The sequence below is a fragment of the Veillonella parvula genome (assembly GCF_001553335.1).
Lineage (GTDB): Bacteria > Bacillota > Negativicutes > Veillonellales > Veillonellaceae > Veillonella > Veillonella parvula_S.
The window spans coordinates 170,422-195,465 of sequence record NZ_KQ960784.1 but is presented as its reverse complement, the minus strand read 5'-3'; the positions used below and the strand labels follow the sequence as shown (position 1 = coordinate 195,465).

General features: G+C 41.8%; 17 protein-coding genes. 10 read left to right on the top strand and 7 right to left on the bottom strand.

Going from position 1 to position 25,044, the window contains the following annotated elements; all coding sequences use genetic code 11:
* Positions 1 to 98 precede the first annotated feature (98 nt).
* Positions 99 to 1,091 (bottom strand): hypothetical protein, encoded by a 993-nt coding sequence (locus HMPREF1865_RS02830; protein ID WP_060919122.1) that lies wholly within the window; start codon positions 1,089 to 1,091, stop codon positions 99 to 101.
* A 350-nt stretch (positions 1,092 to 1,441) separates the two neighbouring features.
* Here HMPREF1865_RS02830 and HMPREF1865_RS02825 point away from each other — a divergent pair, with 350 nt between their 5' ends.
* Together HMPREF1865_RS02825 and addA are read left to right on the top strand one after the other, a co-directional pair.
* The gene (locus tag HMPREF1865_RS02825) at positions 1,442 to 5,008 is read left to right on the top strand and encodes a PD-(D/E)XK nuclease family protein (RefSeq protein WP_060919121.1); all 3,567 of its coding nucleotides are present in this window, start codon (positions 1,442 to 1,444) and stop codon (positions 5,006 to 5,008) included.
* Positions 4,998 to 8,753: a helicase-exonuclease AddAB subunit AddA gene (gene addA, locus HMPREF1865_RS02820; RefSeq protein ID WP_060919120.1), complete on the top strand. Its 3,756-nt coding sequence runs from the start codon at positions 4,998 to 5,000 to the stop codon at positions 8,751 to 8,753. The genes HMPREF1865_RS02825 and addA overlap by 11 nt, the downstream gene beginning before the upstream one ends.
* Positions 8,754 to 8,833: 80 nt before the next feature.
* On the opposite strand, the gene HMPREF1865_RS02815 is transcribed toward addA, so the two are convergent.
* Positions 8,834 to 9,775, bottom strand: a complete 942-nt coding sequence (locus HMPREF1865_RS02815; RefSeq protein WP_004694845.1) for a diacylglycerol/lipid kinase family protein — start codon at positions 9,773 to 9,775, stop codon at positions 8,834 to 8,836.
* 208 nt (positions 9,776 to 9,983) lie between these two features.
* Between HMPREF1865_RS02815 and HMPREF1865_RS02810 the strand changes: the two genes are divergently transcribed.
* Positions 9,984 to 10,691 carry a GntR family transcriptional regulator gene (locus HMPREF1865_RS02810; RefSeq protein ID WP_004694848.1) on the top strand — a complete coding sequence of 236 codons (708 nt, stop codon included), beginning with the start codon at positions 9,984 to 9,986 and terminating at the stop codon, positions 10,689 to 10,691.
* A gap of 177 nt (positions 10,692 to 10,868) precedes the next feature.
* Here HMPREF1865_RS02810 and HMPREF1865_RS02805 read toward each other — a convergent pair whose 3' ends face one another.
* Positions 10,869 to 11,252: a helix-turn-helix domain-containing protein gene (locus HMPREF1865_RS02805; protein ID WP_060919119.1), complete on the bottom strand. Its 384-nt coding sequence runs from the start codon at positions 11,250 to 11,252 to the stop codon at positions 10,869 to 10,871.
* Between the two features lie 189 nt (positions 11,253 to 11,441).
* On the opposite strand from HMPREF1865_RS02805, the gene crcB reads away from it, so the two are divergent.
* The 3 genes from crcB to HMPREF1865_RS02790 all read left to right on the top strand — a co-directional run bounded on the left by crcB (position 11,442) and on the right by HMPREF1865_RS02790 (position 15,777).
* A complete protein-coding gene (crcB, locus tag HMPREF1865_RS02800; RefSeq protein WP_060919118.1) occupies positions 11,442 to 11,822 on the top strand; it encodes a fluoride efflux transporter CrcB in 381 nt (126 codons plus the stop codon).
* 84 nt (positions 11,823 to 11,906) lie between these two features.
* Positions 11,907 to 12,887 carry a molybdopterin-binding protein gene (locus tag HMPREF1865_RS02795; RefSeq protein ID WP_060919117.1) on the top strand — a complete coding sequence of 327 codons (981 nt, stop codon included), beginning with the start codon at positions 11,907 to 11,909 and terminating at the stop codon, positions 12,885 to 12,887.
* 391 nt (positions 12,888 to 13,278) lie between these two features.
* Positions 13,279 to 15,777, top strand: a complete 2,499-nt coding sequence (locus tag HMPREF1865_RS02790; protein WP_060919116.1) for an S-layer homology domain-containing protein — start codon at positions 13,279 to 13,281, stop codon at positions 15,775 to 15,777.
* Between the two features lie 134 nt (positions 15,778 to 15,911).
* Here HMPREF1865_RS02790 and HMPREF1865_RS02785 read toward each other — a convergent pair whose 3' ends face one another.
* The 3 genes from HMPREF1865_RS02785 to HMPREF1865_RS02775 all read right to left on the bottom strand — a co-directional run bounded on the left by HMPREF1865_RS02785 (position 15,912) and on the right by HMPREF1865_RS02775 (position 17,828).
* Entirely contained in the window at positions 15,912 to 16,142 is a 231-nt protein-coding gene (locus tag HMPREF1865_RS02785) for a hypothetical protein (RefSeq protein WP_060919115.1), read from the bottom strand.
* Positions 16,143 to 16,151: 9 nt separating this feature from the next.
* A complete protein-coding gene (locus HMPREF1865_RS02780) occupies positions 16,152 to 16,979 on the bottom strand; it encodes a metallophosphoesterase (protein WP_060919114.1) in 828 nt (275 codons plus the stop codon).
* Positions 16,980 to 17,054: 75 nt separating this feature from the next.
* Positions 17,055 to 17,828 carry a DUF4931 domain-containing protein gene (locus tag HMPREF1865_RS02775; protein WP_060919113.1) on the bottom strand — a complete coding sequence of 258 codons (774 nt, stop codon included), beginning with the start codon at positions 17,826 to 17,828 and terminating at the stop codon, positions 17,055 to 17,057.
* A 117-nt stretch (positions 17,829 to 17,945) separates the two neighbouring features.
* Between HMPREF1865_RS02775 and HMPREF1865_RS02770 the strand changes: the two genes are divergently transcribed.
* From HMPREF1865_RS02770 to HMPREF1865_RS02760, 3 genes are all read left to right on the top strand, one after another.
* The gene (locus HMPREF1865_RS02770; protein WP_060919112.1) at positions 17,946 to 18,467 is read left to right on the top strand and encodes an 8-oxo-dGTP diphosphatase; all 522 of its coding nucleotides are present in this window, start codon (positions 17,946 to 17,948) and stop codon (positions 18,465 to 18,467) included.
* 203 nt (positions 18,468 to 18,670) lie between these two features.
* Positions 18,671 to 19,768: an A/G-specific adenine glycosylase gene (gene mutY / locus HMPREF1865_RS02765; RefSeq protein WP_060919111.1), complete on the top strand. Its 1,098-nt coding sequence runs from the start codon at positions 18,671 to 18,673 to the stop codon at positions 19,766 to 19,768.
* A gap of 16 nt (positions 19,769 to 19,784) precedes the next feature.
* Entirely contained in the window at positions 19,785 to 20,966 is a 1,182-nt protein-coding gene (locus tag HMPREF1865_RS02760) for a metallophosphoesterase (protein ID WP_060919110.1), read from the top strand.
* A gap of 97 nt (positions 20,967 to 21,063) precedes the next feature.
* Here the strand turns inward: HMPREF1865_RS02760 and HMPREF1865_RS02755 are convergent, their stop codons facing one another.
* Positions 21,064 to 22,419: a class II fumarate hydratase gene (locus tag HMPREF1865_RS02755; RefSeq protein WP_060919109.1), complete on the bottom strand. Its 1,356-nt coding sequence runs from the start codon at positions 22,417 to 22,419 to the stop codon at positions 21,064 to 21,066.
* 546 nt (positions 22,420 to 22,965) lie between these two features.
* Here HMPREF1865_RS02755 and HMPREF1865_RS02750 point away from each other — a divergent pair.
* Complete coding sequence (locus HMPREF1865_RS02750) at positions 22,966 to 25,044, top strand: OPT family oligopeptide transporter (protein ID WP_060919108.1); 2,079 nt, start codon at positions 22,966 to 22,968, stop codon at positions 25,042 to 25,044.

The following is a 25,044-nucleotide window of genomic DNA, read 5'->3' as shown; positions in this document are numbered from 1 at the left end:
CCTAATGAGTTGCCTCATTGGGGGAGTTAGTGATTTATAGTCTTTTGTGCTAGCGAAAGTTGGGGGCTTTCACCAGATAAAATTAAATTCGTAACGAATTATTTTTTAGATTTAGTAGATACTTTGTTATTGGACACCTTAGCAGATTGTGCAATTGCGTATGCAGTGCCTTTTACTAAATCAGAAGCTTCAGCAGTGTTGCCAGATACGGTTACAGCTGCTACAGTGTCTTCAGTCACTGCGAATAATGCAGTTGCGTAAGGGTGTTGCGCACCATTTGGTACAGTTACAGCACCGGATTTAACAACGATGTAACGACCATTGTTGTTAAAGATATCATAATGAGCGGCTTGTTTTACACCATCATAACTTTCATTGTAAGCGAACAATGCAGCTACTTCACCACTAGCTACTTGACCAGATTGTTGCATGGAACGCAATTTAGCGGCTGCCACAGCTGTTGGTTGAGTCATGTTTACAGTGATGCGCAAAGAGTTGTTATTTACAACTGCTTCAGTGATTACGTTTGTAGAGAATACATTCGCAACACCGTTGCCAGCACGGTTGTAAGAGCTAGCAGTTTTCACTTGGTAGCCATTAGTGTATGCAGGCAAGTCATATGTGTAAGTTTTGCCATTTAACAATAAGTCAAATGCATTCAATTGGTTAGCTTTGTAGCGAGAAACGTAGGAGCTGCCGTTGCCATTAGCTGTTACGGAGTTTACAGTTTCTTGGTATACAGGTTGGGCTTCAGTAGGGATAGGATCCATGATTTGAAGACCTACAGCTGTTGTTTGTGGTGCCACAAAGATTGGATCACCTAATTCTTTAGATACAGGCATTTGTTGAGCCATATCGCCTGCTGTATAAGGCACTGCTGGCAATGGTTTGTAACCAGGGCGTGGTGCACTTGTGGCATAACTAGTTTGATAAGCTGGCGTAGCCGCTTGTGGTGTAGGATAAGAATATTGCTCTGCTGAAGCACGTTCGTAAGCGCGTGCATTAGCATCGATAGTTGCAGCAAAAGCAGAGAAAGACATTGTTGTCGCTGCAAATACTGCAAAAGCAGTTGCTAAATGTTTTTTATTCATAATAATTTACTCCTAAATACATGATTTTACAAATAACACAGATACTAACTTGTATTATATAGGAATTCATGCTAATTGTAAATAAAATATAAAATATTATCTTAATTATAAATAAATATAATCAAATGAGTCAAATATTGTACAATTAGCCATAGAATGTCATATTACTATATAATAATAATCAGTATAGTAATTTATTATATCGAAAAATTTCGTTTGATGCTATGTCTAATTCGTATAGTGCTACAATTAATTTGTGTAGTGCTATTCTAATGTGTTAACTGATATGAGCAATATAAATTTGTGGATTATATTAATTGAGATGGTGAAAGTTTCACTAGGGAGGTCTCATGAGTATTAGCGTCTATTATGGACGAGCTGGATCAGGCAAGACACGTGCCGTATATGAGCGCATACGTCAGGTCATGACAGATTGTCCAGGGGAACCAATAATCTTGCTTGTTCCTGAACCTGCCACCTATCGGGTGGAACGGGAGCTAGCTGAATTTATGCCTGAGAAAGGCTTTACTACGGTTCGCGTCGTAGGCTTTGGTCGTTTGGGTTATCAGATATATCAATCGATAGGCTCAAAAGGGGTCGATCAATCAAGTTTATCAAGCTTTGGCCGGTCTATGTTGTTGCGCCTTGTAATGAAACGAAAACAAAAGGAACTCGGGCTGTTAGAACAGGCCACAAAGCGACCTGAGTTTTCCTCTGTATTGCAACAACTCTTTTCTGAGTTTCGCGCCTTCCGTGTAGGCCCTGCTGACCTAGAACGAGGGGCGGAATCTGTTAACAATAAAGTATTACAAAAGAAATTGCGCGAGCTAGCTATTTGTATGTCTGCCTATGTAGAAGAACTCAGTCGCCATGGGGAGCGCGACATCGATCCTATCATGGAAATCGTAGAGGCATTGCCACAATCTCCTCTCATGGAGAATAGCCACGTCTTTATCGATGGTTTCCATTGGTTTACACCCACACACTATGAGTTGATTTATACCTTGTTTGATTTGGCAAAGGAAGCCGTTATTACTATCGATTTACCGATGGCCCCAAAGGCGTTAAATCTAGCTCGTCGAGGGGAGCATCTCTTCAGCCGTCCTTTAGAGATTTACGACACCTTAGTCGCTCGTTATGGCTCTAGTATTAACTGGGTTGGCTTTGATGGAAAACGAGGTCCTCAAATTGTTCAAGAGCTAGAGGCTAATTACTTTGCTAGCCCTAGTAAGAAAAATACTACAGATGCAACGATTCCACTTATTCGAGGCTATAACAGGGAACGTGAAGCTGATGCGGTGGCTCGTCGCATTTTAGCCTATGTAGAATCGTCTGAAGAGGCTCGTTACCGAGATGTATGTATCATGCTACGCGAGTCTGAAACCTATGGTGATACTTTAGAAAAGGTCTTTACTCGCTACGGTATTCCGCACTTTATCGACCGTCAGCGGCCTATGAAAAACCATCCATTAGGCGAGCTATTGACGGCTCTCTTTGATATCGTGCGTCATAACTATAGTCGGGACAGCATGTTTCTATTGCTCAAGACGGACTTGATGCCGCTTACTCGTGAGGCTGTAGATGAGTTAGAGAACTACGTTCTCGAGTTTGGTATCGACCATTATAAATGGGAACGTGAAAGCTGGCCGTACCTACGAGGCTTTCATGAGGGGCAAGATGAAGAGAGCCACGTAGATGCACCACGCAGAGCACGTGTTAACAAAGCAAGAGAAACCATTATGGATATATTATCTCCATGGTTTGACTTTGCTGCTAATGCGGAGGGTCATACAGGGGCTGAGTGGGGTACACAACTTTATGGTTTATTAGAAATCTTACAAGTGCCAGAGCGGCTCTATGAATGGGCGAAGGACGCAGAAACTATAGGTGATCAAGAATCCAAAGCTAGTCATGAACAGATGTATAATGCGGTTCTTTCCTTTATAGACGAAATTTCTATGGTCATGAAGGATGAAATATTGACTCTGGATGAGATGATGCTCCTCCTCGAAGAAGGCCTTAGCGATGTAAACTACTCTATGATTCCACCTTCTTTAGATCATGTGGTGATTACTACCATCGAACGTGGCTACAGCCAGTGGTGGCCTAAGGTGTTTGTAATGGGTCTCAACCAAGGTGTATTCCCTCAAAGTATGGGCGATGAAGGGCTCATTAAGGATAAGGAGCGTCAAGAATTGGCCGATGCAGGAATTACCTTAGCAGAAGGGGCCTTGCCGAAGGCTTTCAACGAGAATTTCCTATTATATCTCGCCATGACACGGGCGTCTGATTCGTTGACCTTGTCCTATGCGGGCTCTGGTGAGGATGGAACAGGTCTTGAGCCATCCCTCGTTGTGAAACGATTAGAATCTCTTGGGTACATAGATCAGGCAGTAGATATTCCTCTCTCCATTGCACCTGATACAGAGGCAGATTACGTGTGGCGCCCACTCCAAAGTCTGTCATTGCTATCTGAGCGTTGGGGGGCTCTCTTTAGTGGTTATGAGGTCAATCCTCTTTGGTGGGGACTCTATAACTGGGCTCGTGAAAGCGAAACCTATCGTCCTCGTTTAGCGGAGGTGTCACGTGGCATTCGAGATAACAACGATGTGCCTGTCATAACGCAGGATTTAGTGAATGGTCTATTCTTGTCTAAAGGCTACATGTCTGGTTCTGTGACACGCCTTGAACGATACCAACAATGCCCGTTTAAGTTCTATGCCCAATATGGTTTGAAACTAGAACCACGTCCAGTACGCTCCTTTGGAGCTCCTGAAATCGGTACGTTCTTACATGCTAATTTAGAGCGCTTAGGTAATTATCTATTAGAAAATAACAAACAATGGCGTGACCTCGACGAAGAGGAACAAGAAAATCTATGCCGTACTGTGGCAGACGAAATCTTGCAAGAAAATCAGCTAGGTGAAGAAACGAGCGATGCCTACCAAAAGGCCATTGAACAGCGTGTACAGAGAACATTACATGTGACGGTAGACCGCCTCATAGAGTGGTCTAAGCGCAGCGATTTTGATACGAAGTATTTAGAGCAAGACTTTGGTCGTCAAGGTGGCTGGGATCCTATTCGAGTCCCTCTTGGTGAAAACCGTTACTTGCGACTCATCGGTCAAATTGACCGCATCGACGAATATACAAAAAATGATCAAACCTATGGCATGGTTATCGACTACAAGTCGGGTGGTGCTCATGTGACGGCCCAAGATGTCTATTATGGACTTAAACTGCAACTCATGACCTATCTGTTGGCTTTGGAGTCCGCTTATGGTAAAACACATGGCGGATCTATGTCCCCTGCGGCGGTGGTTTACTCTTACGTGAAGAACCCTAAAATCCCTGCTGATGCGCCTATATCTTATGAAGATGCGGTTTCGTTGGCTAATGAAAGCGATGCTTGGCAAAACAGTGGGTACTTCTCCGATGATATAGAGTTGTTGACGCATATTGACAATAAGTTCTTGTCCTATGGATCTAAGCGAGGGCCTTATGTGCCGATTGCTACGAAAAAAGATCAAACCATTTCTAGCAGAGATTTGCGGAAGGTTAAGTCTACAGGTGAATTTGACATAATGTGCCGCTATACAAATCACGTGATGGCTGAGACGGGTCGTCACATTGGGGAAGGGCAGTTCCCGATTAAGCCATATCAATTGAATGGCCTTAGACCTTGTACATTCTGCGACTACAGAACGGTATGTCGCTTTGACTCTAGCCGTAATCGATATAATTATTTGTCTAAATTGTCCGAAGATGATGCATTAGAACGGATGAAAGAGGTCTTAAACGACGAAAATAGCGATAACAATGGGAATCGCAATAACGACCGAAATAGCAGCAATAACGGAAATAACAATAATGACGGAAATAATAGTAGCGAAGGAGGTGAAAACCATGGGTGTTAAATGGACGCCAGAGCAGGAGTCTGCTATTATAGCGCCTAAGGATTCCTCCTTAGATAATCAGACCTTACTTGTTGCGGCCGCTGCCGGTTCAGGTAAGACAGCGGTCCTCGTAGAACGCATTATTACGCGCCTTAAGGACATGGATAATCCCTTATCTGTTCAAGAACTCATGGTTGTAACTTTCACAAAGGCTGCGGCCCAAGAGATGAGCGCTCGTATTGGCCTTGCCTTGGCTAAAGCCATGGAATCTACAGATGATGCTGCACTACAAGCGCGCCTTGAACGACAGCTCAATCTGTTGCCCTCGGCTCATATTTCTACATTGCACTCCTTTTGCCAATGGGTAATCCGGTCCTATTTCTATAAGCTCGACATTAATCCGACAGCGCGCATCGGCAATGAAGCAGAAATGGCATTGCTACAACAAGAGGTATTAGCCGATTTGTTAACTAAATCCTATGAAGAGGGCCTTTATAATATCTATGAGCTAGCGGATTTCTTCAGCGATGATAAATCCGATGCAGGCTTAACGGCGAAGATTATGTCCCTGTATAACTACGCCATGTCCCTCGCCAATCCCGATGGATGGCTACGCAAAGCCTTAGAGCCTTATAAAGAGGCGATGGACATAAACCCTAGTGATACGTTGTGGGGTCAATATATGTGGTCTAATCACATGGCTGTCATCGATCGCATTCGCGAGCGCTTAGAGCGGATGGAACAAATCTTGCTCGATCCAACAGGACCTCATAAATGGCAAAACATATACGATAATCAACTGGCTGCACTAGGCATGCTTTCAGCGGCTCAAACTTGGGACGACATGGGGGAAGCTTGTAAACATATGGATACCTTTATTAAAGATCAGTTCCGTATGGGCTCAAAAGAGGCGCAAGCCTATGACCCTATATTGGTGGCAGAGTTTAAATCTTTGGGTGGTCAAAATAAAGATGACCTCAAAGCTATGCAAACCGCTATATTCACCGTTCCGGAGGCTACCTTGCAAGAGCAGTTTAAGGCTCAATATCCAATCATAGAAGGGTTAGTAGAACTGACGATTGCGTTCCATCAAGCGTATCGGGATATGAAACAAGAGCAAGGCATCATGGATTTTAGCGACCTTGAGCATCTATGCTTGGCCCTTCTCGTTGAGCCTGGCACAGAGGATGATCCTCAGCCATCTGAAGTAGCGAAGGAACTACAAGATACTTTCAAAGAAATCATGGTTGATGAATACCAAGATACGAACGGCGTGCAAGAGACGATTATTAACTTGATTTCTCGCATCGATAATAGGTTTTATGTGGGGGACGTGAAGCAGGCTATTTATAGCTTCCGTATGGCCGATAGTTCTCTGTTCATGGAGAAATATAATACGTACGGCGGCAATGATGCGGTAGAACGTCGTATCGACCTAGCGAAGAATTTCCGATCTCACGAAAATATCTTGGCTGCAACGAATTTCTTGTTCTATCAAATCATGACGGCAGACGCGGCAGAGCTCAGTTATACAGAGGCTGAATCGCTCATTCCTGGCCGCATCGTAGAGGATGCGCCAGAGGATTGGGTCGGTGGTGACGTGGAATTACAGCTCTTAGATGTGAGTAAGGATACCCTTGGTGCTGGTGAAAGCGACGAGGACGAAGGGGATGACCCTGAAAACAACGAGCGTGAGCTAGATTTCATCATTCAAAAAATCAAAGAAATCCATGCTGCCAAGAAACAGGTGCAAAATCCAGATGGCACATTCCGTCAAATCGAGTGGCGAGACTTTGCTATTTTGCGCAGATCCTTAGCGGGGTGGGGCACCCGTGCCGTAGAAGCCATGCGGCAAGCGGGGATTCCTGCGGTGGTAAACGAGCGAGACGGTTACTTTGAAGCCCAAGAGATTCAACTCTTATTGGCGTTGTTATCCATCATAGATAATCCTGAACAAGATTTGCCGATGGCTGCTGTGTTGCACTCTGGCCTGGTAGGCCTTGATGCCAACGAACTAGGTGCATTGCGCCTGTCTGGTGAGGGCTCCTTATGGTCTCTTATGCCAGCCTATGCAGAAGAGGTTCAAGATGAGCGTTTATTGGCCTTTATTGGACATATGGAAAGGTGGCGCACCTTATCGCGTCGTCACGGTGTGACCGACTTGTTGTGGGATATTTACGAATCTCAAGACTATGTAAATTATGTGGGAGCTATGCCGAATGGCCTCGTTCGCCGTGCCAATGTGCTCGCCTTATACGATAGAGCCAAGGGCTATGAAGCCTCTGGCTTCCGTGGGCTCTTTAGGTTCTTGCGCTTTGTGGAAAGCTTGCGCGACAGCAACCAAGATATGCCTCTTGCCAATGTGGTGAGCGAGGCGGATAATGTGGTGCGCCTCATGACCATCCATAAGAGCAAGGGCCTTGAATTCCCTGTAGTATTCCTATCTGGTGTACAAAAGCGATTCAACATGATGGACTTGCGTTCAGAACTTCTTATCGATAAAAATGCAGGTCTTGGTTTGAAAGGGTATTTCCCAGATATTCGAGTATCCTTCCCGACCATGCCTTGGTTTTATGTGAAAGACGTAAAAGAAGCGGCCCTCAAGGCGGAGGAGCAGCGCATTCTCTATGTTGCTTTGACACGGGCACGAGATAAGCTGTTCATGACAGGCTTTATTAAAGGCTTTAAAAATTCTAAAGGTGTGTTAAGCACCATAGGTGAGCTCATTAAAAATGCGGCTTCCGTAGAAACTCAACAGTTACCGACAGATATTATTACACAAGCTAATACCTATCTAGACTGGATGATTATGGGCTTTGCTCGTCATTTAGATGGTGGCAATCCATTGCGCGTAGCCATTGAGTACGAAGGGCCAACTTATTTTGATTTACCGGATAAACAGTGCCGTTTAAAGGTTGAAATCCATGATGGCTCTCTTTATGGTGATCTCGATTACAAAGCGGATATCGACGAGACAACCATCAACAAGGTGCGTGAGTTAAAAGCTGTTAATTCCGTAGAATTACCGCAGGAAATCGTGGACCGCTTCAACTATAGCTATCCGTACAATGATGCTACTCGCCGAACCGCAAAAATTTCTGTCAGTGAATTAAAACGACGATTCCAAGAACGAGAACTTGAAGCAGGAACTATTGATACTTTGAATGAACCAATCGCAACGGTAGAAGTTTCAGCAGATGACCTAGCAAACTCCGTATTCGGTCGAAAGCCACAAGCATTACAGTCTGAAGATGATGTATTAACCGGTGCTCAATGGGGGACCTTGATGCATGAGGCTATGCAATGGCTACCTCTTGTGACGTATACGCAAGCTTCTTTGACGAAAGAACTCGATGCACTGGTGGCGAATGGGACTTTTACAGAGGAAGAACGGAATTTATTAAGCGATACGAGTTTGTATAAATTTTTTAGCTCTGATCTTGGTAAGCGCCTTATCAATGCAAAACGTATCGAGCGAGAGTTGCCGTTTAGCATGCTCTTTGAAGGAAAACGCGTATACGACACCTTAGAGGACGGGGAAAATCTGTTCCTTCAAGGTATTATTGATACGGCCTTTGAGGAGGATGGCGAATGGGTTCTCGTAGATTACAAAACGGATCGCGTTACATCCGGAGAAGAACTCATTAAACGATATAAAATCCAAATGGACCTCTATAAAGAGGCCTTGCAGCGATTGACGGGGATGCCCGTGAAAGCATGCTATATTTATAGCTTCCGCTTGCATGATGCAATCATCGTGGACTAATGTACATAGATTCTTATAAACTAATAAACACAAAAGCTCTCTATCTTTTGATAGAGAGCTTTTGTGTTACCAATTACTTGTTATATATGTGGTAGTTTAGGCAGATTTAAGGCTTTTTTCTTTTTGTGTTTTGCAGGTGCAAATACTTTGAGTACGCGTGGCAATACTTCAATATCCACAGGCATATCCGGACCCGCATCACCATCCATATTGGTCGATAAATCATCGACGTCAGATAGAAGTTCGATATGAGCTTTTTTCACCGTTAATGTCGTTGTATAACGAGAATTATAGATGGCACCACTGATAATGAGTGGTAATACGCTGAGAATATCGAGGATAAAATATTCCTTGAAGATAATGATACGCATATAACCATCATCTACTGAGGCTTGTGGCATAAAACGCTCAAAGCTAGAGACTACATTGGTAAGTAGGGCTAAAACGAGAGGAGATTTGCAAATGAAATCGTCGTCCTCTGTTTTGATGCGGTACGTGTAGTCCTTTGTAGTGAACAATGCTTGGCCTGCTCTCAAGAAATACGCGAGAGGGCCGAGTATGCTTTTTTCCTTTGGTGTAACCTCATCTACAACTTTAGGAATAACGCCAGCTGCAATGTTATTGCAGAAATACCGATCATTACAACGGCCGATATCAATGGTTCGAGTTTCATTGATATCGATACGCCTGATAGCTTGTGTTGGATTTTGGGGAATACCGAGCGCACGAGACATATCATTTACTGTACCAACGGGGATAAACCCAAAGGTACAGGAGAATCCACCTTGGGCAATACCATTAACGGTTTCGTTAACAGTGCCGTCACCACCCATGCAGAATACGGCATCAAACCCGCGCTCACAAGCGTTCTTAGCGAAACGTGTAGCATCGCCTTCACCTCTGGTGAATTTGACCTCAATCGTTTCGAACAAGGTACTCAATTTCCATTGTAAATCGAGGGCGTAACGGCGCGCTGCACCGCCTCCTGAGACAGGGTTGATGATAATCAAACAACGGCTCATAGTATACTTCCTTACTTTCAAAAATGAGATATAGCTATTATCTATAGTTAAATTGACAGTCTTAATGATGAGTTCTATAATTGTAATGTATGCACTTAATTTCGCACAACATACTGTCTAAGATATGTTGTATACTATATTATACTCATTTTAACCGTTCTTTGAAAGTCTGAAAGCATGAATGGTTAGTAAGGTTTAGGGGCTAGTAATGGGAAGACAAAGTTCAAAAGATAAATACAAATTGTCCGCAGTGGATTCTATCGAAAGATTACCTCTCAGTGAACAAGTATATTTAACATTAAAAACAGCTATCTTAACAGGCGAATTGATGCCTCAAGAGAAGCTTAACGAAGTAAAGATTGCAGAACAATTACAAGTGAGTGCTACACCTGTGCGTGAGGCATTCCGCAAATTGGCTAAAGATAATCTCGTAGTTATCGTTCCTTGGAAAGGTGTTACTGTAAAAGCTGACACGCCAGAAGAAATCGTAGCACTTTACCAAGTTCGTGAAGTAATGGAAGGACTTGGTGCTAGATTATGTGCTCGTCATGCTACACCTGAGCAAGTACAAGAGCTAAGAACCCTTTGTAAAGAAATGCATGAAATTGAAGATGCCACAGAACGTGTTGATGTAAACAGCCGATTCCATACAATGATTGCTCATTACTCTGGCAATGAACGCATTGTAGATTATTTAGCAGGTTTCCGTGAACGCGTAAATCGCGACATGTACATCAGTTCTTTCAATGCTGTACGTACACATGACTGTGATGATGAACATGATCAAATCGTAGACGCTATTGAACGTCACGACGAAGTAGCTGCAGAAACAGCTATGCGTCAGCATATCAACAATGCATTTATCTTTAAAAAAGCAAATGCAGAAGTACAACATAAAAAACTTAATGAAGTATAATGTCTGCTGATGCTGATGCTGATGCAATGGGCATAATGACATATGAGAGGCTCCGCCAATGGCGGAGCTTTTTTGAGTATTATTTTGAATATCTAATTCAACTTTCATTTAGAGTATTTTGATATAAATTAGTTATCATTTGTTGTATTTAATTAACCGTTGTTTTAGCCTATCGGATCAGTTTGTTCTTGTTTTGTTTTGAGACGTTCTCTTGGTGTGGTTTAGAAGCTCTAGCCGTTTATAGTGTGATGTTAGGTGCGCATTACAGTTTTTATAGTCTGCAACACGCAGTCTTACGAGCTGACCTACGTTAATTTGAAAGGCTTGAGCGATTTTAAAAAGAATTTCCAAAGACATGCCTGAGATTCCTGTACCACATTCTAATTTGCTTAAATAACTACGACTGATACCAATGTGATGAGCTAATTCTTGTTGAGACATATTTAGGGATACTCTAATGATGGCAATTTTATGACCTAAACACACATATTGATGTTGTAAAAAAGGGTCTTCGTACGTGTTGATCCGTAATTCGGTGAGCGGTGTAGACGAGGGGTTCATAGGGACTCCTTTCTTTTCCCTACTCTCTAAATATAGTATACTGAGATTATTAGCATCTGACTAATATAGAAAACTAGATAATTATCGGCTATTACAGATAATTACACGAATTGTGAAAGCAGTATTACATGTATGCTATAGTAATGTGATCATACCATCTAGTATGTTATCTTGAGTAGAGGAGGCAATATGGAAAAATACATAGCCGTTGCCCTCGGTGGCGCCACTGGGGCCTTATGCCGTATGGCTCTCGGTGAATGGGTGATGACAAAGGTCAGCTCTTTTCCGTATGGTACGGTAGTAGTAAACCTCGTTGGTTGCCTCATTATCGGTCTAGTCTTAGGCCTTTATATGCAAAAGCCAGATCTACCTCAATGGGCGAGATTCTTCCTCGTTGTAGGTGGGCTAGGTGCATTTACCACCTTCTCAACCTTTGCCTTTGAAATGTTACAGCTTATGATGGTTGAATCCTATGTACAAGCATTATGGTACGGTGCAGTACAAGTCGTAGGGGGCTTAATCCTCTGTTGGGTTGGCATGCTAGTAGTGCGTCTACTCTGTACTATGTAAACATATTAACATCGAATAATAGTATTAAATACATTTTGATGTTATACAGTAACGTATTTTGTTATTAATGACTTGGGAGATATTATGAAATCTATTAGAACACAAGATGCCGTAGGGCATACATTATTACACGATATCGTAAGAATCGTCATCGGTGAGGTGAAAGACACTCCCTTCCGCCGTGGTCATGTTATTACAGAAGAGGATATTCCAAAATTGTTAGACCTTGGTAAGGAGCATATCTTTGTGATGGAACCAGAAGATGAAGGTTTCTTGCACGAAGAGGATGTAGCTCGTGCTTTGTACCATATGGCAGGCGGCGAAAACATGCACGATGGCCCTATGGCGCAAGGTAAAATTGAAGCCATTGCAGATGTAGATGGTCTTTTCAAGGTCGATGTGGAACGTTTACACGCTATCAACAGCATTGGCGAACTGACTATTGTAACGAGATTTAATAACACACCTGTGAAAGCTGGTGATAAACTAGCAGGTATGCGTTGTATTCCATTATTGTTAGAAGAACAACAAGTAGAAGATGCAAAAAAAATTGCTGATGGTAAGCCTTTGTTACATGTAAAGCCGTTCGTGCGCAAAACAATGGGGATTGTTACGACTGGTTCTGAAGTATTTGAAGGTCGTATTAAAGATGCTTTCACACCAATCATTGAAGAACGTTGCGCTGAATTCGGCGTTACAAAGGTAGCTCATGAGATTGTAACAGATAATACGGATGATATCGTGGCAGCTATCGACAAGGTAAAAGCGGCGGGGGCCGATATCATTTTCTGTACCGGCGGTATGAGTGTAGACCCAGATGATTTAACACCGGGTGCGATTAAACGCTATGCAGATTGTGTAGTTACCTATGGATTACCTGTGTTACCAGGGTCCATGGTTTGCATTGCTTATTGTGCAGATGGCACGCCAATCCTTGGTGTTCCAGGTGGTGTATTGTTCAGTAAACCGACTGCCTTTGATGAAATCGTGCCACGCCTCATCGCAGATGATGAAATCACCAAGGAAGACTGTATCCGTATGGGTCACGGAGGATTCTTGGGATAATAGGCTGATATAACTAGAATAACTAATATAGCTAGAATAACTAATATAATTAGAGTAAATATTATAACTAGTAATAACTAGTATAGCTAATATAAGGAGATAAGATATATCTTATCTCCTTATATGCGGTTAAACGATATTTCTGATATTTTTGTAGAAATCGTTTTTGTAGAGAGTTTTGCTTATAGATAAAATCGATAATTTTATCTATTTATTTTAAATATCATTTACTTCATTTTAAGTTTAAAGTACAATAATAGTCAGGGATAATGATAATACATTATTTATAAGAAACTATATTTTATGCGATTTTTTATTGAATATATATTATAAATGATAATATATTATGCGCAGTATCTATAATTTTAGATGTGAGGAGGTATAGTAAAAGATGAAAAGCAAACAAGTGGCATTATCATTGGCAATATTACTTGCTTTAGGAACGGGAACTGTATTACACGTAGAAGCACAGGGGAATCCTACAGAGTATTCGAGTGACTTTGGTATTGAAAATAAGGTTACCAGCGATCATAGTTTGGCAGTAGGCTTCAGAAATACGGTATCCGGTTCATATTCAACCGCTGTAGGTCAGTCATCTACCGCATCTGGTGGGACTTCTCTAGCTATTGGACGAAGTGCACAGGCAACCGCTAATAATACTAATGCTATTGGTCGGAGTGCTCGTGCAGAAGGGGAGAATGCCACTGCAATAGGCCATGGATCGGTTTCTTCCGGACGTAATTCAAATGCCTTCGGTTCATCTGCAAATGCATCTGCTGAAGGTGCTACTGCCGTTGGTAATAGTACAAAGGCTAGTGGTATTTCAAGTACTGCTACTGGCTTTAATGCCGATGCATCAGGCAATTATTCCGTGGCATATGGTAATAGTGCTAGAGCTAGAGGCGCTCGTTCTGTAGCTGTTGGATATAGTGTACAGGCTGAAGAGAGCGCCGTTGCTGTTGGTAATAATGCTAATGGAGCTGCTGGAAATGCTGTTGCGGTAGGTACAGGCAGTACAATTACCGCGCGTGGTGGAGTTGGAATTGGTAGTGGTAATACTGTTTCCGGCATTGATTCTGGCGCTTTTGGTGTAAGAAATAAAATAGCACAAGCGAATACATATGTATTGGGCAGTAATGTGACGGCGACACAAGCGAATAGTGTTCTTTTAGGTAATGCATCTATCGATAGAGCTGCCACAACAGAAACGAAAGCTAGTATAAATGGTATTACTTATTCTGGCTTTGCTGGGCTTGGATCGGCTCGTAATGGTGTTACAAGTGTAGGCGCATCAGGTAAAGAACGTCAAGTGATTAATGTGGCGGCTGGGAAAGTATCTTCTGATAGCACGGATGCTATAAATGGTAGTCAATTATATGCAGTAGCAAATACAGTGGGCGGAATTCTTAATAATCACAATACATTAATTCAAAATAATATTAATGAAATCGATAAAAATAAAGAAAAAATTGCCGACAATGAACGAAAATTAAAAGATCATACAGATGTCTTACAAAAACATGAAGATATTTTAAATGGACATAGTCAAGAATTAGAAAAACATAATAAATTAATTGTAAATCATGATAATCAAATTACTCGTTTAACTAAAGAAAATCTTCGTCAAGATGCTGATTTACTTCGTCATGAAGATCAAATTCAAAATCATGACATTCAATTAAAAAATCAAACTGAACGTATGAATAATCAAGAAAAACGTATTGACAATCAAGATAAGCGTTTAGATTATTTAGATAATCGTGTTGATAATCATGATGCTCGAATTGAAAATCATAGTGAGCGTATCGAAAGTCATGAACGTCGTATTGAATATAATAAGACTTTAGCCACAGAAGCATTAAAAGAAGCTAAAAAACATACTAGCATTTCTGCAGGTAATAATGTAACTGTAACTACAAGCACAAATGCTGCTGGTGGTACTGATTACAAAGTATCTGTAGATAAAGTTAAATTTGGTAATGTTTCTTTGGACAATAAAGGTCTAAATAATGGTGGCAATAAAATCACTAATGTAGCCGATGGTGAAGTATCCCCTACATCTAAAGATGCCGTTAATGGTAGCCAATTGTATCAAGCAACTAACGGTATTAGCAGTGGCGTGAGTCATTTAAATAAAAAAATTGGTAAAGTTGGTGCCGGTGCAGCTGCATTAGCGGCAATTCATCCGTTGGATTTTGATCCAGATGATAAATGGAACTTTGCAGCCGGTTACGGTAACTATGCCGGTGAAAATGCTATGGCATTAGGTGCTTTCTACAGACCAAATGAAGACACTATGTTCAGCGTAGCCGGCTCTATGGGCAATGGTGAAAACATGGTCAATGCCGGTGTTACCGTGAAATTAGGTCAGAAAAATGGTGTATCTACATCTAGAGTAGCTTTGGCTAAAGAGGTTCAGGACTTAAAGGCTATTGTGAAAGCACAAAATGTAGAAATTCAACAAATGAAAGCATCTATGGGAATGGCTCCTCAGTATGAAATGAAAGATGTGAACTTCCCTGATGTACCAGCTAATCACTGGGCTTATGAATATGTAAAAGACTTGGCTGATAAAGGTCTTGTTGAAGGCTATCCTGATGGCGAATTTAAAGGCGATCGTGCGATGACTCGCTATGAATATGCTGCGATTATTTACCGTGCTTTACAATTGGGTGCTCCAATTGATGGCAAAATGGGTCGTGCGATTAACGAATTTAATCCTGAATTGGCTCGTCTTCGTGATTTAGATCGCACTCGTGTAGATCGAATCTCTGGTAAAGACAATGACCGTCATAAGGTAGAACGACTTCGTGTAAACAATAAAGACAATAAGCAAACTAATGATTACAGAGATGTTTATGGTAGTCATATCGAGCGTAATGCGAAGTAATTACTTGTCATGAATTAACCTTTTAAACTAAAAGGAAGACAACAAAATAGTTCTTGTATAAATTAAAGAAAAAACAAAGGAGGCTGTGATAAACAGCCTCCTTTGTTCAATTAATTGCATTATTGATTGCGTTATTAAAATGATTTTTTACCTAGTGTAGGATGGCTACAACGTTTTAGCGTTAGGGTATCAATCATATGGACTGCTTCGTCCAATGTAATATCCTCACGCTTCGTTGGTGTTTCTAGGATGGCTAACGGATGCTCCGTGCCGACCTCACCAGAAGGCAAGTAAATATATTCTTGGTTAACGGTGTCACCAAAAATATAGCCGGCTTGTAAATGTTCTTTGTGAATGCGACTCATGGTCTCTCCTTAAATAATTTGCTTTAGCTTGAAGTCTAGATAGTCTGCAGATACCAATTCTAGTTTTGTCGTACTAAACTCCTTTGGAATTCGGTTAAAAGAAATTTGATCGTGTAAGTGGCCAAAGATGCAGATATCTACTTTATATTGTTCTAATAGGTCCGTAAAGCCAGAAGGAGCGTTGGATTCGTTAAATGGAGGGTAATGTAGCAACAATAACTTTGTTACAGGAATATTCTCTATATCTATAATTGAATCAGGTGTTGATGAATAGGATTTTTTAGAACAGGTCATATCTGTGACGTTTGTTTCCGTCCTGAGTTCTTCAAGCACTTTATGTATTGCTTTATCCATTTCTTGAAGTGCTGCTTCGGTTCGCATCACTTCTTTTTTGTAAATGGATTGGTCTGTTTCCGGTGAGAAGTGGGAGTCTCCAGGACAGAGGTAGGCGCGCGTTCCACCGAATGCAATAAGGCGCGGGCCTACTTCGGTTTGGATGAGCTCTGCGGTGCCGTGACCTTGTAAAAAGGTAATAGCATCGCCCATGAGGTTATACATCTTGTTTGCCGATGCCCACCAATAATCATGGTTGCCACGAATCATATATTTTTTACCAGGCAAAGATGCAATTTCTTGTAAATCACACGCCGCTTCCTCGAGGCGGAGAGCCCAGCTCATGTCACCTACGAGAAAAATGATGTCTTCATCGCATACATTGGCATTCCAATGCTCTTTGATGCGGGCCCAGTGATTATTCCAGTGTGGACCAAAAATATCCATCGGCTTCGTCGGAGGATTGCCAGATAGATGGAGGTCGCCGATGGCAAATACTTTCATAAAAATCCTTTCAATTATGTATGGTTAAACTATATAAATTTATTATATAAAATTATATACGGTATATGGTCAGAACTATTTAGTAGCTTGAAAATAAGGCGTAATATCGTGCATGATTTTAGCAGCTCGTTCCTCATCGCAAGTTTGAGGAATTTTGTAGCCCACATAAAGGGGCGTCGTTACATAACGAGCCACTACCTTGATGTAATCATAGCCGTCTTCAAGATTATATACGAAGTAATTATAGGACTGGCTAAAGTTGGCTACACTGTGCAATACATAGCGCAAAATTTGCTGTAGTCGAAGGGCTACAGCACGAACAGGCGCATCTGGTTTGAAACAAATATTGTACTCAAAGAACCCGATAATTGGATGGGTGGACAAGGTGATACGCACATCCTGATCCTCGTGCAAGAGCCAGCCTTCCATGTTTTGCACCGTAATATCTTTGTGATAATCGTAATTCTCAAGGCCTATAATCTGGCTGTGTGGATGGCGAATAGAACCGCCGGACATATAGCCGTAATTCTTGAAGAACAGTACGGATTTAAACTCTTTACGCTGACGAGTTTCGCGCCACTTATCGAGGCCAAACTGGAGAATGTGGGCTGCTTCGTCCGCAGGTAAGGTAGAAAACTCGCCTTCGTCAGTTTCTGTTTCGATAATGACGGTAGGCCAAGTTTTTTCTAAGACTGGATATTTGTTCATGAGCCATATAATATGACCTGATGTATCTAGGATATCCGTTAATTTGGAACGATCGCAGAAGGGACAACGCACTTGTTCATTGCGAATATTGACGGGCTTTGTGCGCCCTAATTCGATATTAAATCTAAGTGGTTTGTTCATCTAGTGCCTCCTTCCTTGCAAGAAAATCTATATTCTTAATCATACCACAACTAAGGCATTCGTACATAAAATAATGGTATAATAAAAGAGTGTTATTTTTATGACTAAGGAGGTCCCATGAAACCGACGACGCTAGTATTTCCTATTGATGAACAAAATCGTATACTGCTAGGTCGCAAAAAACGTGGTTTTGGGGCCAATAAATATAATGGTTTCGGAGGTAAACTGGATGATGGTGAAAGCTTCCGAGAGTGTGCCATTCGCGAACTGTTTGAGGAGTCAGGCCTTCAGGGGCGTGCCGAAGATTTAGAGTGTGTAGCGGCTTTTGATTTTCAATTTCCTTTTGATGAAAGCTTAACGCACGTGAGTTATGTGTATTTCTTGCGTACTTTCACAGGCGCTGTAGAGGAAACAGATGAAATGGAGCCTCATTGGCTAGAACCAAATCAAATTCCATACGAGCATATGTGGGACGGTGACCGCAGATGGTTGCCGATGCTGTTAGAAGGAAAGAAATTAAAAGGGCCTATTGTGTTCGGCCGAGATAATAGTATGGTGGATAAGATGGATTTGACCACTGTGGATACCGTTCTTGAAAGCGAACACTTGGCGCGCATTGATCTGTATATTAACGGCTGATACGTATAGATTATTTGCGTTATATTGTCGAATATAGGTATTCTTTATACTATGCCGACGAATTTTAGTGTATACCTATTTAATTATTAACATATATTTACTAACATCAAAATGATGGTTTGGTGGATTTTAAAATGTAAAAAGGGGCTATATGACCATGAGAGTGGTAATATGCTCCATAATTTATACTATTTTGAGGTAATATGACTGATAAAAAGAACCCAAAGTGGGTACCACAGCTATTGGCGTGGTATGATGTGCATAAACGGGAACTGCCGTGGCGCGATTGTGGGGACCCTTATAAGATTTGGGTTTCCGAGGTGATGAGCCAGCAGACTCGCATTGAGGCGATGAAGCCCTATTATGATAATTGGATGCGTCTATTCCCAACTTTAGAGGATTTGGCAAAGGCTTCCGAAGATGAGGTGGTTCATGCTTGGCAAGGGCTTGGTTATTACAGCCGTGCTCGTAACTTGCGCCTCGGTGTAAAGGACGTAGTTGAAAATTACGGCGGTATCGTGCCTCATGATCGTAAGACCATGGAGTCCCTAAAGGGCGTAGGTTCTTATACGGCTGGAGCTGTATTATCTATGGCGTACAACGAACCAGAAGTGGCTGTAGATGGCAATGTATTGCGCATCTATGCTCGTTTATATCGCATCTTTGACGATATCTTGGGTACTAAGGGTAAAAAGGCTATTACGGCTATCGTAGAGGAGACTTTGCCTCACGATCGACCTGGTGATTTTAACCAAGCCTTGATGGACTTTGGCTCTGCTGTGTGCATTCCAAAAACTCCACGTTGTGGGGAATGTCCTATTGTAAATATGTGCGCTGCCTATCAATATGAAGATACAGATAAACTGCCTGTGCGCATCAAGAAAACAAAGGTAGTAGAGGTGCCTTTATTCGTGGGCATCTTGAATTATAAAGGCTATTATTTGTTGCATAAACGGCCGAATCGTGGGCTTTTACGATCCATGTGGGAATTCCCATCTGTGGAAATGGTATCTAACTTTGAGGACGGAGAACGAGGCCTCGAGGAATTAGTTAAGGCCCTTGGCTTTGACCTATCCTTACAACCAGTGCTTGTAAAAGAATTAACACATATTTTCTCTCATCGAAAATGGTTTATGAAAGCATTCCGTGGCGACTTAACGTACGCAGGGGACGCTAACAATATATCAATTGCGGATATCCGGGCGCAATTGCCAAAGGATTGGATGCTTATCAAGCGCGATGAGTTCGCCGACTATGCTTGGGCGGGGCCTCATGGTAAGTTGACGGAAATCGCAAAGTAATTTGTAGGAGCAATGAATGAGAATTCTATTTAATATAATTATGGTCTCCATTTTAATATTAGGATTAATAGGCTTTTGGGCTCTATTCCTGAACTTGTGGAAACCTAAAAAGAAATGGCCCGCTTGGGTAGGCTATATAATAATAATCGGTACGTGGCTCGCCGGTATTTGGTACTATATAGTGTATCAAGTTGAACTATACGGCACGCAATACTATCCGTTTATGAATCCGTTCCGTACTGAAAGCTACGGAATCCTCTTTGGTCTATTCCTAGCTATTCCAGTATTTATCGTACTTAGCTTGCTATATTGGATGGTCAATAAGGTTTGGAGTAAAACGCCAGAGGAAAACAGAACGGGACGTCGCGCCTTTTTTAGAACTGCTGCGACGATAGTTCCGTTGGCGACTATTGGCGGCTCTAGCTATGCAGCTATTGCTGGTCAACAAGAGGTAGTGGTAACCAATGAAAGCTTCGGCTACACGAACTTACCACCTGATCTGAAAAATTATAAAATTGTTCAACTTAGTGACGTTCACATAGGACCGAGTATCGATTTAGACGATTTTGATGAAATCTTAAAACTGGCACTTTTACAAAAGCCTAATCGCGTTGTTATCACTGGTGACCTCATCGATAAGCTCGAATGGTTGCCGGAAGTTTGCGAAAGACTGACAACCTTTGCAAAACAAATCCCTGATGGTGTTGATTTTATCTTGGGTAATCACGAGTATCATCATGATGTAAATAAGGTGCTTGACTCCTTTAAACGAAATACACCTATGAATATTCTCGTGAATAGCAATATTCAAATTATGGGTGGCAAGCAACCTGTATATATTGCAGGTGTTGCGTATGACAACAATCGCAAAAAGGACAATCGAGAAGCTATGATTAATAAAGCTTTATCTGGTATTCCGGACTATGCTTTTGTTATCCTATTGGCTCATCACCCAGAATTCTTCGAAGAATCTATTGAACGTAAAATCCCGTTGACTCTATCTGGCCATACCCACGGAGGTCAAATCGTACTCATGGGTGTTCCTTTAGTTCCAATTGGCACACCATATATAAAAGGTCGCTACGTAGAAGAACAAAGCGTGTGCTACGTTAATAACGGCACAGGACACTGGTTCCCAATCCGTATCAACTGCCCACGAGAAATTACAGTCATTACATTCTTTGATGGAGTGGCATAATAACTAGAAAACCCCGATACATAATGTATCGGGGCTTTTTCCGTTCATTTGAGGTATGAGAGGATGTTACAGATATGTCATAGAGATGTGAGAGATTTTATTTCATGCGAACTGCTTCAGCAAATTCGTCTTCTGTCATGAGTTTTTCTTCCAAGATGATTTCTTTAATGGAGCAACCGCGTTTGTATGCTTCTTTTACAACTTGAGCACTCTTGTCATAGCCGATGTATGGTGTTAAGGATGTAGCAATCATGAGGGATTGTTCTACGAAGAAGTTGAGTTTTTCTGGTACGAATTCTACACCGTCGATACAGTGTGTTGTGAACGAATTCATCGCATCTGCAAGGAGGCGACAGCTTTCAACAAAATCATAAATCATGATAGGCATGTACACGTTCAATTGGAATGCACCGCTGCCTGCACAGATTGTCATAGTCGTATTATGGCCAAATACTTGGGCGCATACCATGGTCAAGGCTTCACATTGTGTAGGATTTACCTTGCCTGGCATGATGGAGGAGCCCGGTTCGTTTTCAGGTAGATGCCATTCGCCGTAACCGCAGCGAGGGCCAGAGCCTAAGAAACGCACGTCGTTAGCGATTTTAAATAGTGTAGTAGCCAATGTGTTGAGTGCACTATGAGCCATCATGAAAGCATCTTTGAGGGCAAGCCCTTGGAATTTGTTGTTTTTCACGCGGAATGGAGCGCCTGTTACCTCTGGCAATACAGTTTCCATAACGTCTAGATAACCTTTAGGCGTGTTTACACCTGTACCAACGGCAGTGCCGCCGAGGGCTACGTCGAGAAGGTAATCAGCGTTTTGAACGAGCATAGTTTTGGCAGTTTTTAGACCGTCCACAAAGGCGCTGATTTCTTGGTCCACCATGATGAAAGTAGCATCTTGTAGGTGTGTACGACCAACTTTTTGCAAGCCTTTCCCTTTTTCTTGCAATTTTTCAAAGGATCCGATAAGGCCGTCCAATGCAGGAATTACGCGTTTTGTAATTTCAAAGTACGCACAGATATGCATTGCCGTAGGGAATGTATCGTTTGTACTTTGACCGCGATTTACATCGTCGTTAGGATGGAGCGGATTGGCTTCATCTAACTGTTTAGCCCGGTGAGCGATTACCTCGTTCACATTCATGTTCGTTTGTGTGCCGGAGCCTGTTTGGAATACGGTTAACGGGAATTCTTCATCCCATTTGCCGTCTACGATTTCATCTACTACTTGAGCGATGAGTTTCGCTTTTTCCTCAGTTACTGCGCCACACTTTGCATTGGTTAAAGCACATGCTTTTTTGACAAGCGCAAGAGCTTTGATTTGTTCAATAGGGATGCGGTGGTCACCGATCTTGAAGTTATTGAACGAGCGTTGCGTTTGAGGTCCGTAAATTCGTCTAGCGTCGACTTCGACTGGTCCCATTGAATCGTATTCAATTCTTGTTTCCATAATGTTTACAACCTCCTTAAAAGACATGCCGACCGTATTGTCGGTACTTTAATTATATAAAATCCTGTATATTTGTACAGAATAAAAGATAATGATTTCTATTTTCATATAATTGATAGGTGTATATGCATAATGCGCATATAAGAAAGGGGACGCATATTGCGTCCTTCTTTCTCCTATACCTTTATGATTTCAATCTATATGTAAGATTGATAATGCGTTATATGTAGAAAGATTATAAATTAAATATTTTACTTTGGTGAATAATGAAAGGTTTATTCTTAAGGTTTATTCTTATAGTAAAACGATTAGGTGTATATTAGCGTGGTGGTCCTACAAAAACGACTTAGCGTCTTCGCGGAGCGGGATAGGTGGCTTTGGAGTCTTTTGGGCTATTGGCTTTTCCTATATAGTTAAGGGCCGGATAAAACATGTATACATTATAAATATCGTATATATATTGAAATCATCGCTTTAACACGTTAAAATGGAAGTAGCTTAGTATATTGTTTTAAGTTTATGATTTCACAGAGGAGGTAAGTACTTATGAAACATGACTTTACGAGCCATGACCTTCATCTGCCGGAACTGACGTTACGTGGGATGCTACTTGGTGCATTGATTACTATTATTTTTACAGCATCTAACGTATATCTCGGTTTGAAGGTTGGTTTGACATTCTCGTCATCCATTCCGGCAGCAATTATTTCAATGGCGATTTTACGGTTCTTCAAGGATTCTAACGTTCTTGAAAACAACATGGTACAAACGCAGGCTTCTGCCGCTGGTACATTGTCCGCCATTATCTTTATTTTGCCAGGTTTACTCATGCTTGGGTATTGGAATGGCTTTCCGTTCTGGCAAACATTTTTGCTCTGCGCATGCGGTGGTTGTCTAGGTGTATTATTCACCATTCCATTGCGTCGTGCTATGGTAGTGAATAGTGATCTACCATATCCAGAAGGCCGTGCAGCAGCAGAAATTTTGAAAGTTGGCTCTCACAATGGTGAACAAGGCCCTCAATCTAGCTCCGGTATGACAGATATCGTATCTGGCGGTTTTGTAGCTGGTCTTATCAGCCTTTGTGCAAATGGTTTCAAAGTGCTTGGCGATAGCATGAGCTTCTGGATTCCTGTGGGTAGCAAAGGCATTACTCAAATTCCTTTGGGATTCTCTACAGCGTTGTTAGGTGCTGGGTACCTTATCGGTATCGCTTCTGGTATCGCTATTCTCGTGGGTGTACTCATCGCTTGGGCTGGCTTCGTACCTTACTTAACTAATCTATATGCTCCAGATGGTGGCGTAACTGCTAAATTCGCAATGGGCATTTGGAAAGAAAAAGTTCGTTTCATCGGTGCTGGTGCTATCGGTATCGCCGCGATTTGGACTTTAGTTACTTTGATCAAACCTATTATCGAAGGTATGAAAATTTCTGTACAATCCATGAATAGCAGTTCTGCTGAACGTGAATTGCATCGTATGGATACAGATATGAGTACAAAATCCGTTCTAGGCGTATTCGTTCTTATTCTTGTTGGTTTAGTAGTCACATTCTGGGAATTCGTCTCTGCTGTACCTATTAGTGCAGGCTTGATGTGGACACTTGTTGTAGTAGGTATCGTAGTAGCGTTGTTGATCGGCTTCTTCGTAGCTGCAGCATGTGGTTACATGGCAGGCCTTATCGGTACATCTGCTTCTCCAATTTCCGGTATTGGTATTTTAGCGACTATTATTTCTTCCTTGGTTGTATACTTCATCGCAGCGGAAAATAATTTGTTTGCTACACAAGCTGGTGTTCAATTCGCGACAGCTATGGCTATCTTTATGACATCCGTAGTTATTGCGATTGCATCTATTTCTAATGACAATTTGCAAGATTTGAAAACTGGTCAACTCGTTGGTGCTACACCTTGGCGTCAACAAATTGCATTGTTACTTGGCTCTGTAGCCGGTGCTGTTGCAATTGCTCCAGTTCTTAACTTGCTTTACCAAGCATACGGTTTCACAGGTGCGTTACCACGTGCTGAAATGGATCCTAATGCTGCATTATCTGCTCCTCAAGCGACTTTGATGACTACCATTGCTCAAGGTATCTTCAACTCCAGCATGGATTGGGATTATATCTTAATCGGCGTTGGCGTTGGTATTGTGGCAATTATCGTAAATTTGATTCTCAAGAGCACAACTGCTACTTTAACATTGCCTCCATTGGCTGTTGGTATGGGTATTTATTTACCGCCTACTTTAGAAGTACCACTTATTATTGGTTCTTTCATCAGCTACTTCGTAGGTCGTTATCTTGTAGCTCGTGCTAAAATGCGTGCCGGTGAGCTTGCTGACTACGATGTTGAGCAATCGAATCGCCGTGGTGTTCTCTTCGCTTCTGGTCTGATCGTTGGTGAAAGCTTGATTGGTGTAATCATAGCTGTTATTATTGTATTGTCTGTTACAACTGGTGGTGGGGAAGCTCCACTTGAATTAGTAGGTCCTGAATTTGAAAGCACAGCACAATGGTTAGGATTGCTTGCATTCATATTCGCTGGTCTCTATCTTGTTCGCCGTGTTGTTACACACAAGTTCAATAAAGAAGAAGCTCTTGCTATGAAAGCTGAGCAAGAACAATAA

Coding starts and splice junctions, on each gene's coding strand:
- HMPREF1865_RS02775 (WP_060919113.1), bottom strand. CDS start 17,828: ATGAACAAACCACTTAGATTTAATATCGAATTAGGGCGCACAAAGCCC.
- HMPREF1865_RS02770 (WP_060919112.1), top strand. CDS start 17,946: ATGAAACCGACGACGCTAGTATTTCCTATTGATGAACAAAATCGTATA.
- mutY (WP_060919111.1), top strand. CDS start 18,671: ATGACTGATAAAAAGAACCCAAAGTGGGTACCACAGCTATTGGCGTGG.
- HMPREF1865_RS02755 (WP_060919109.1), bottom strand. CDS start 22,419: ATGGAAACAAGAATTGAATACGATTCAATGGGACCAGTCGAAGTCGAC.
- HMPREF1865_RS02815 (WP_004694845.1), bottom strand. CDS start 9,775: ATGAGCCGTTGTTTGATTATCATCAACCCTGTCTCAGGAGGCGGTGCA.
- HMPREF1865_RS02750 (WP_060919108.1), top strand. CDS start 22,966: ATGAAACATGACTTTACGAGCCATGACCTTCATCTGCCGGAACTGACG.
- HMPREF1865_RS02790 (WP_060919116.1), top strand. CDS start 13,279: ATGAAAAGCAAACAAGTGGCATTATCATTGGCAATATTACTTGCTTTA.
- HMPREF1865_RS02760 (WP_060919110.1), top strand. CDS start 19,785: ATGAGAATTCTATTTAATATAATTATGGTCTCCATTTTAATATTAGGA.
- crcB (WP_060919118.1), top strand. CDS start 11,442: ATGGAAAAATACATAGCCGTTGCCCTCGGTGGCGCCACTGGGGCCTTA.
- HMPREF1865_RS02795 (WP_060919117.1), top strand. CDS start 11,907: ATGAAATCTATTAGAACACAAGATGCCGTAGGGCATACATTATTACAC.
- HMPREF1865_RS02780 (WP_060919114.1), bottom strand. CDS start 16,979: ATGAAAGTATTTGCCATCGGCGACCTCCATCTATCTGGCAATCCTCCG.
- HMPREF1865_RS02785 (WP_060919115.1), bottom strand. CDS start 16,142: ATGAGTCGCATTCACAAAGAACATTTACAAGCCGGCTATATTTTTGGT.
- HMPREF1865_RS02825 (WP_060919121.1), top strand. CDS start 1,442: ATGAGTATTAGCGTCTATTATGGACGAGCTGGATCAGGCAAGACACGT.
- HMPREF1865_RS02830 (WP_060919122.1), bottom strand. CDS start 1,091: ATGAATAAAAAACATTTAGCAACTGCTTTTGCAGTATTTGCAGCGACA.
- addA (WP_060919120.1), top strand. CDS start 4,998: ATGGGTGTTAAATGGACGCCAGAGCAGGAGTCTGCTATTATAGCGCCT.
- HMPREF1865_RS02810 (WP_004694848.1), top strand. CDS start 9,984: ATGGGAAGACAAAGTTCAAAAGATAAATACAAATTGTCCGCAGTGGAT.
- HMPREF1865_RS02805 (WP_060919119.1), bottom strand. CDS start 11,252: ATGAACCCCTCGTCTACACCGCTCACCGAATTACGGATCAACACGTAC.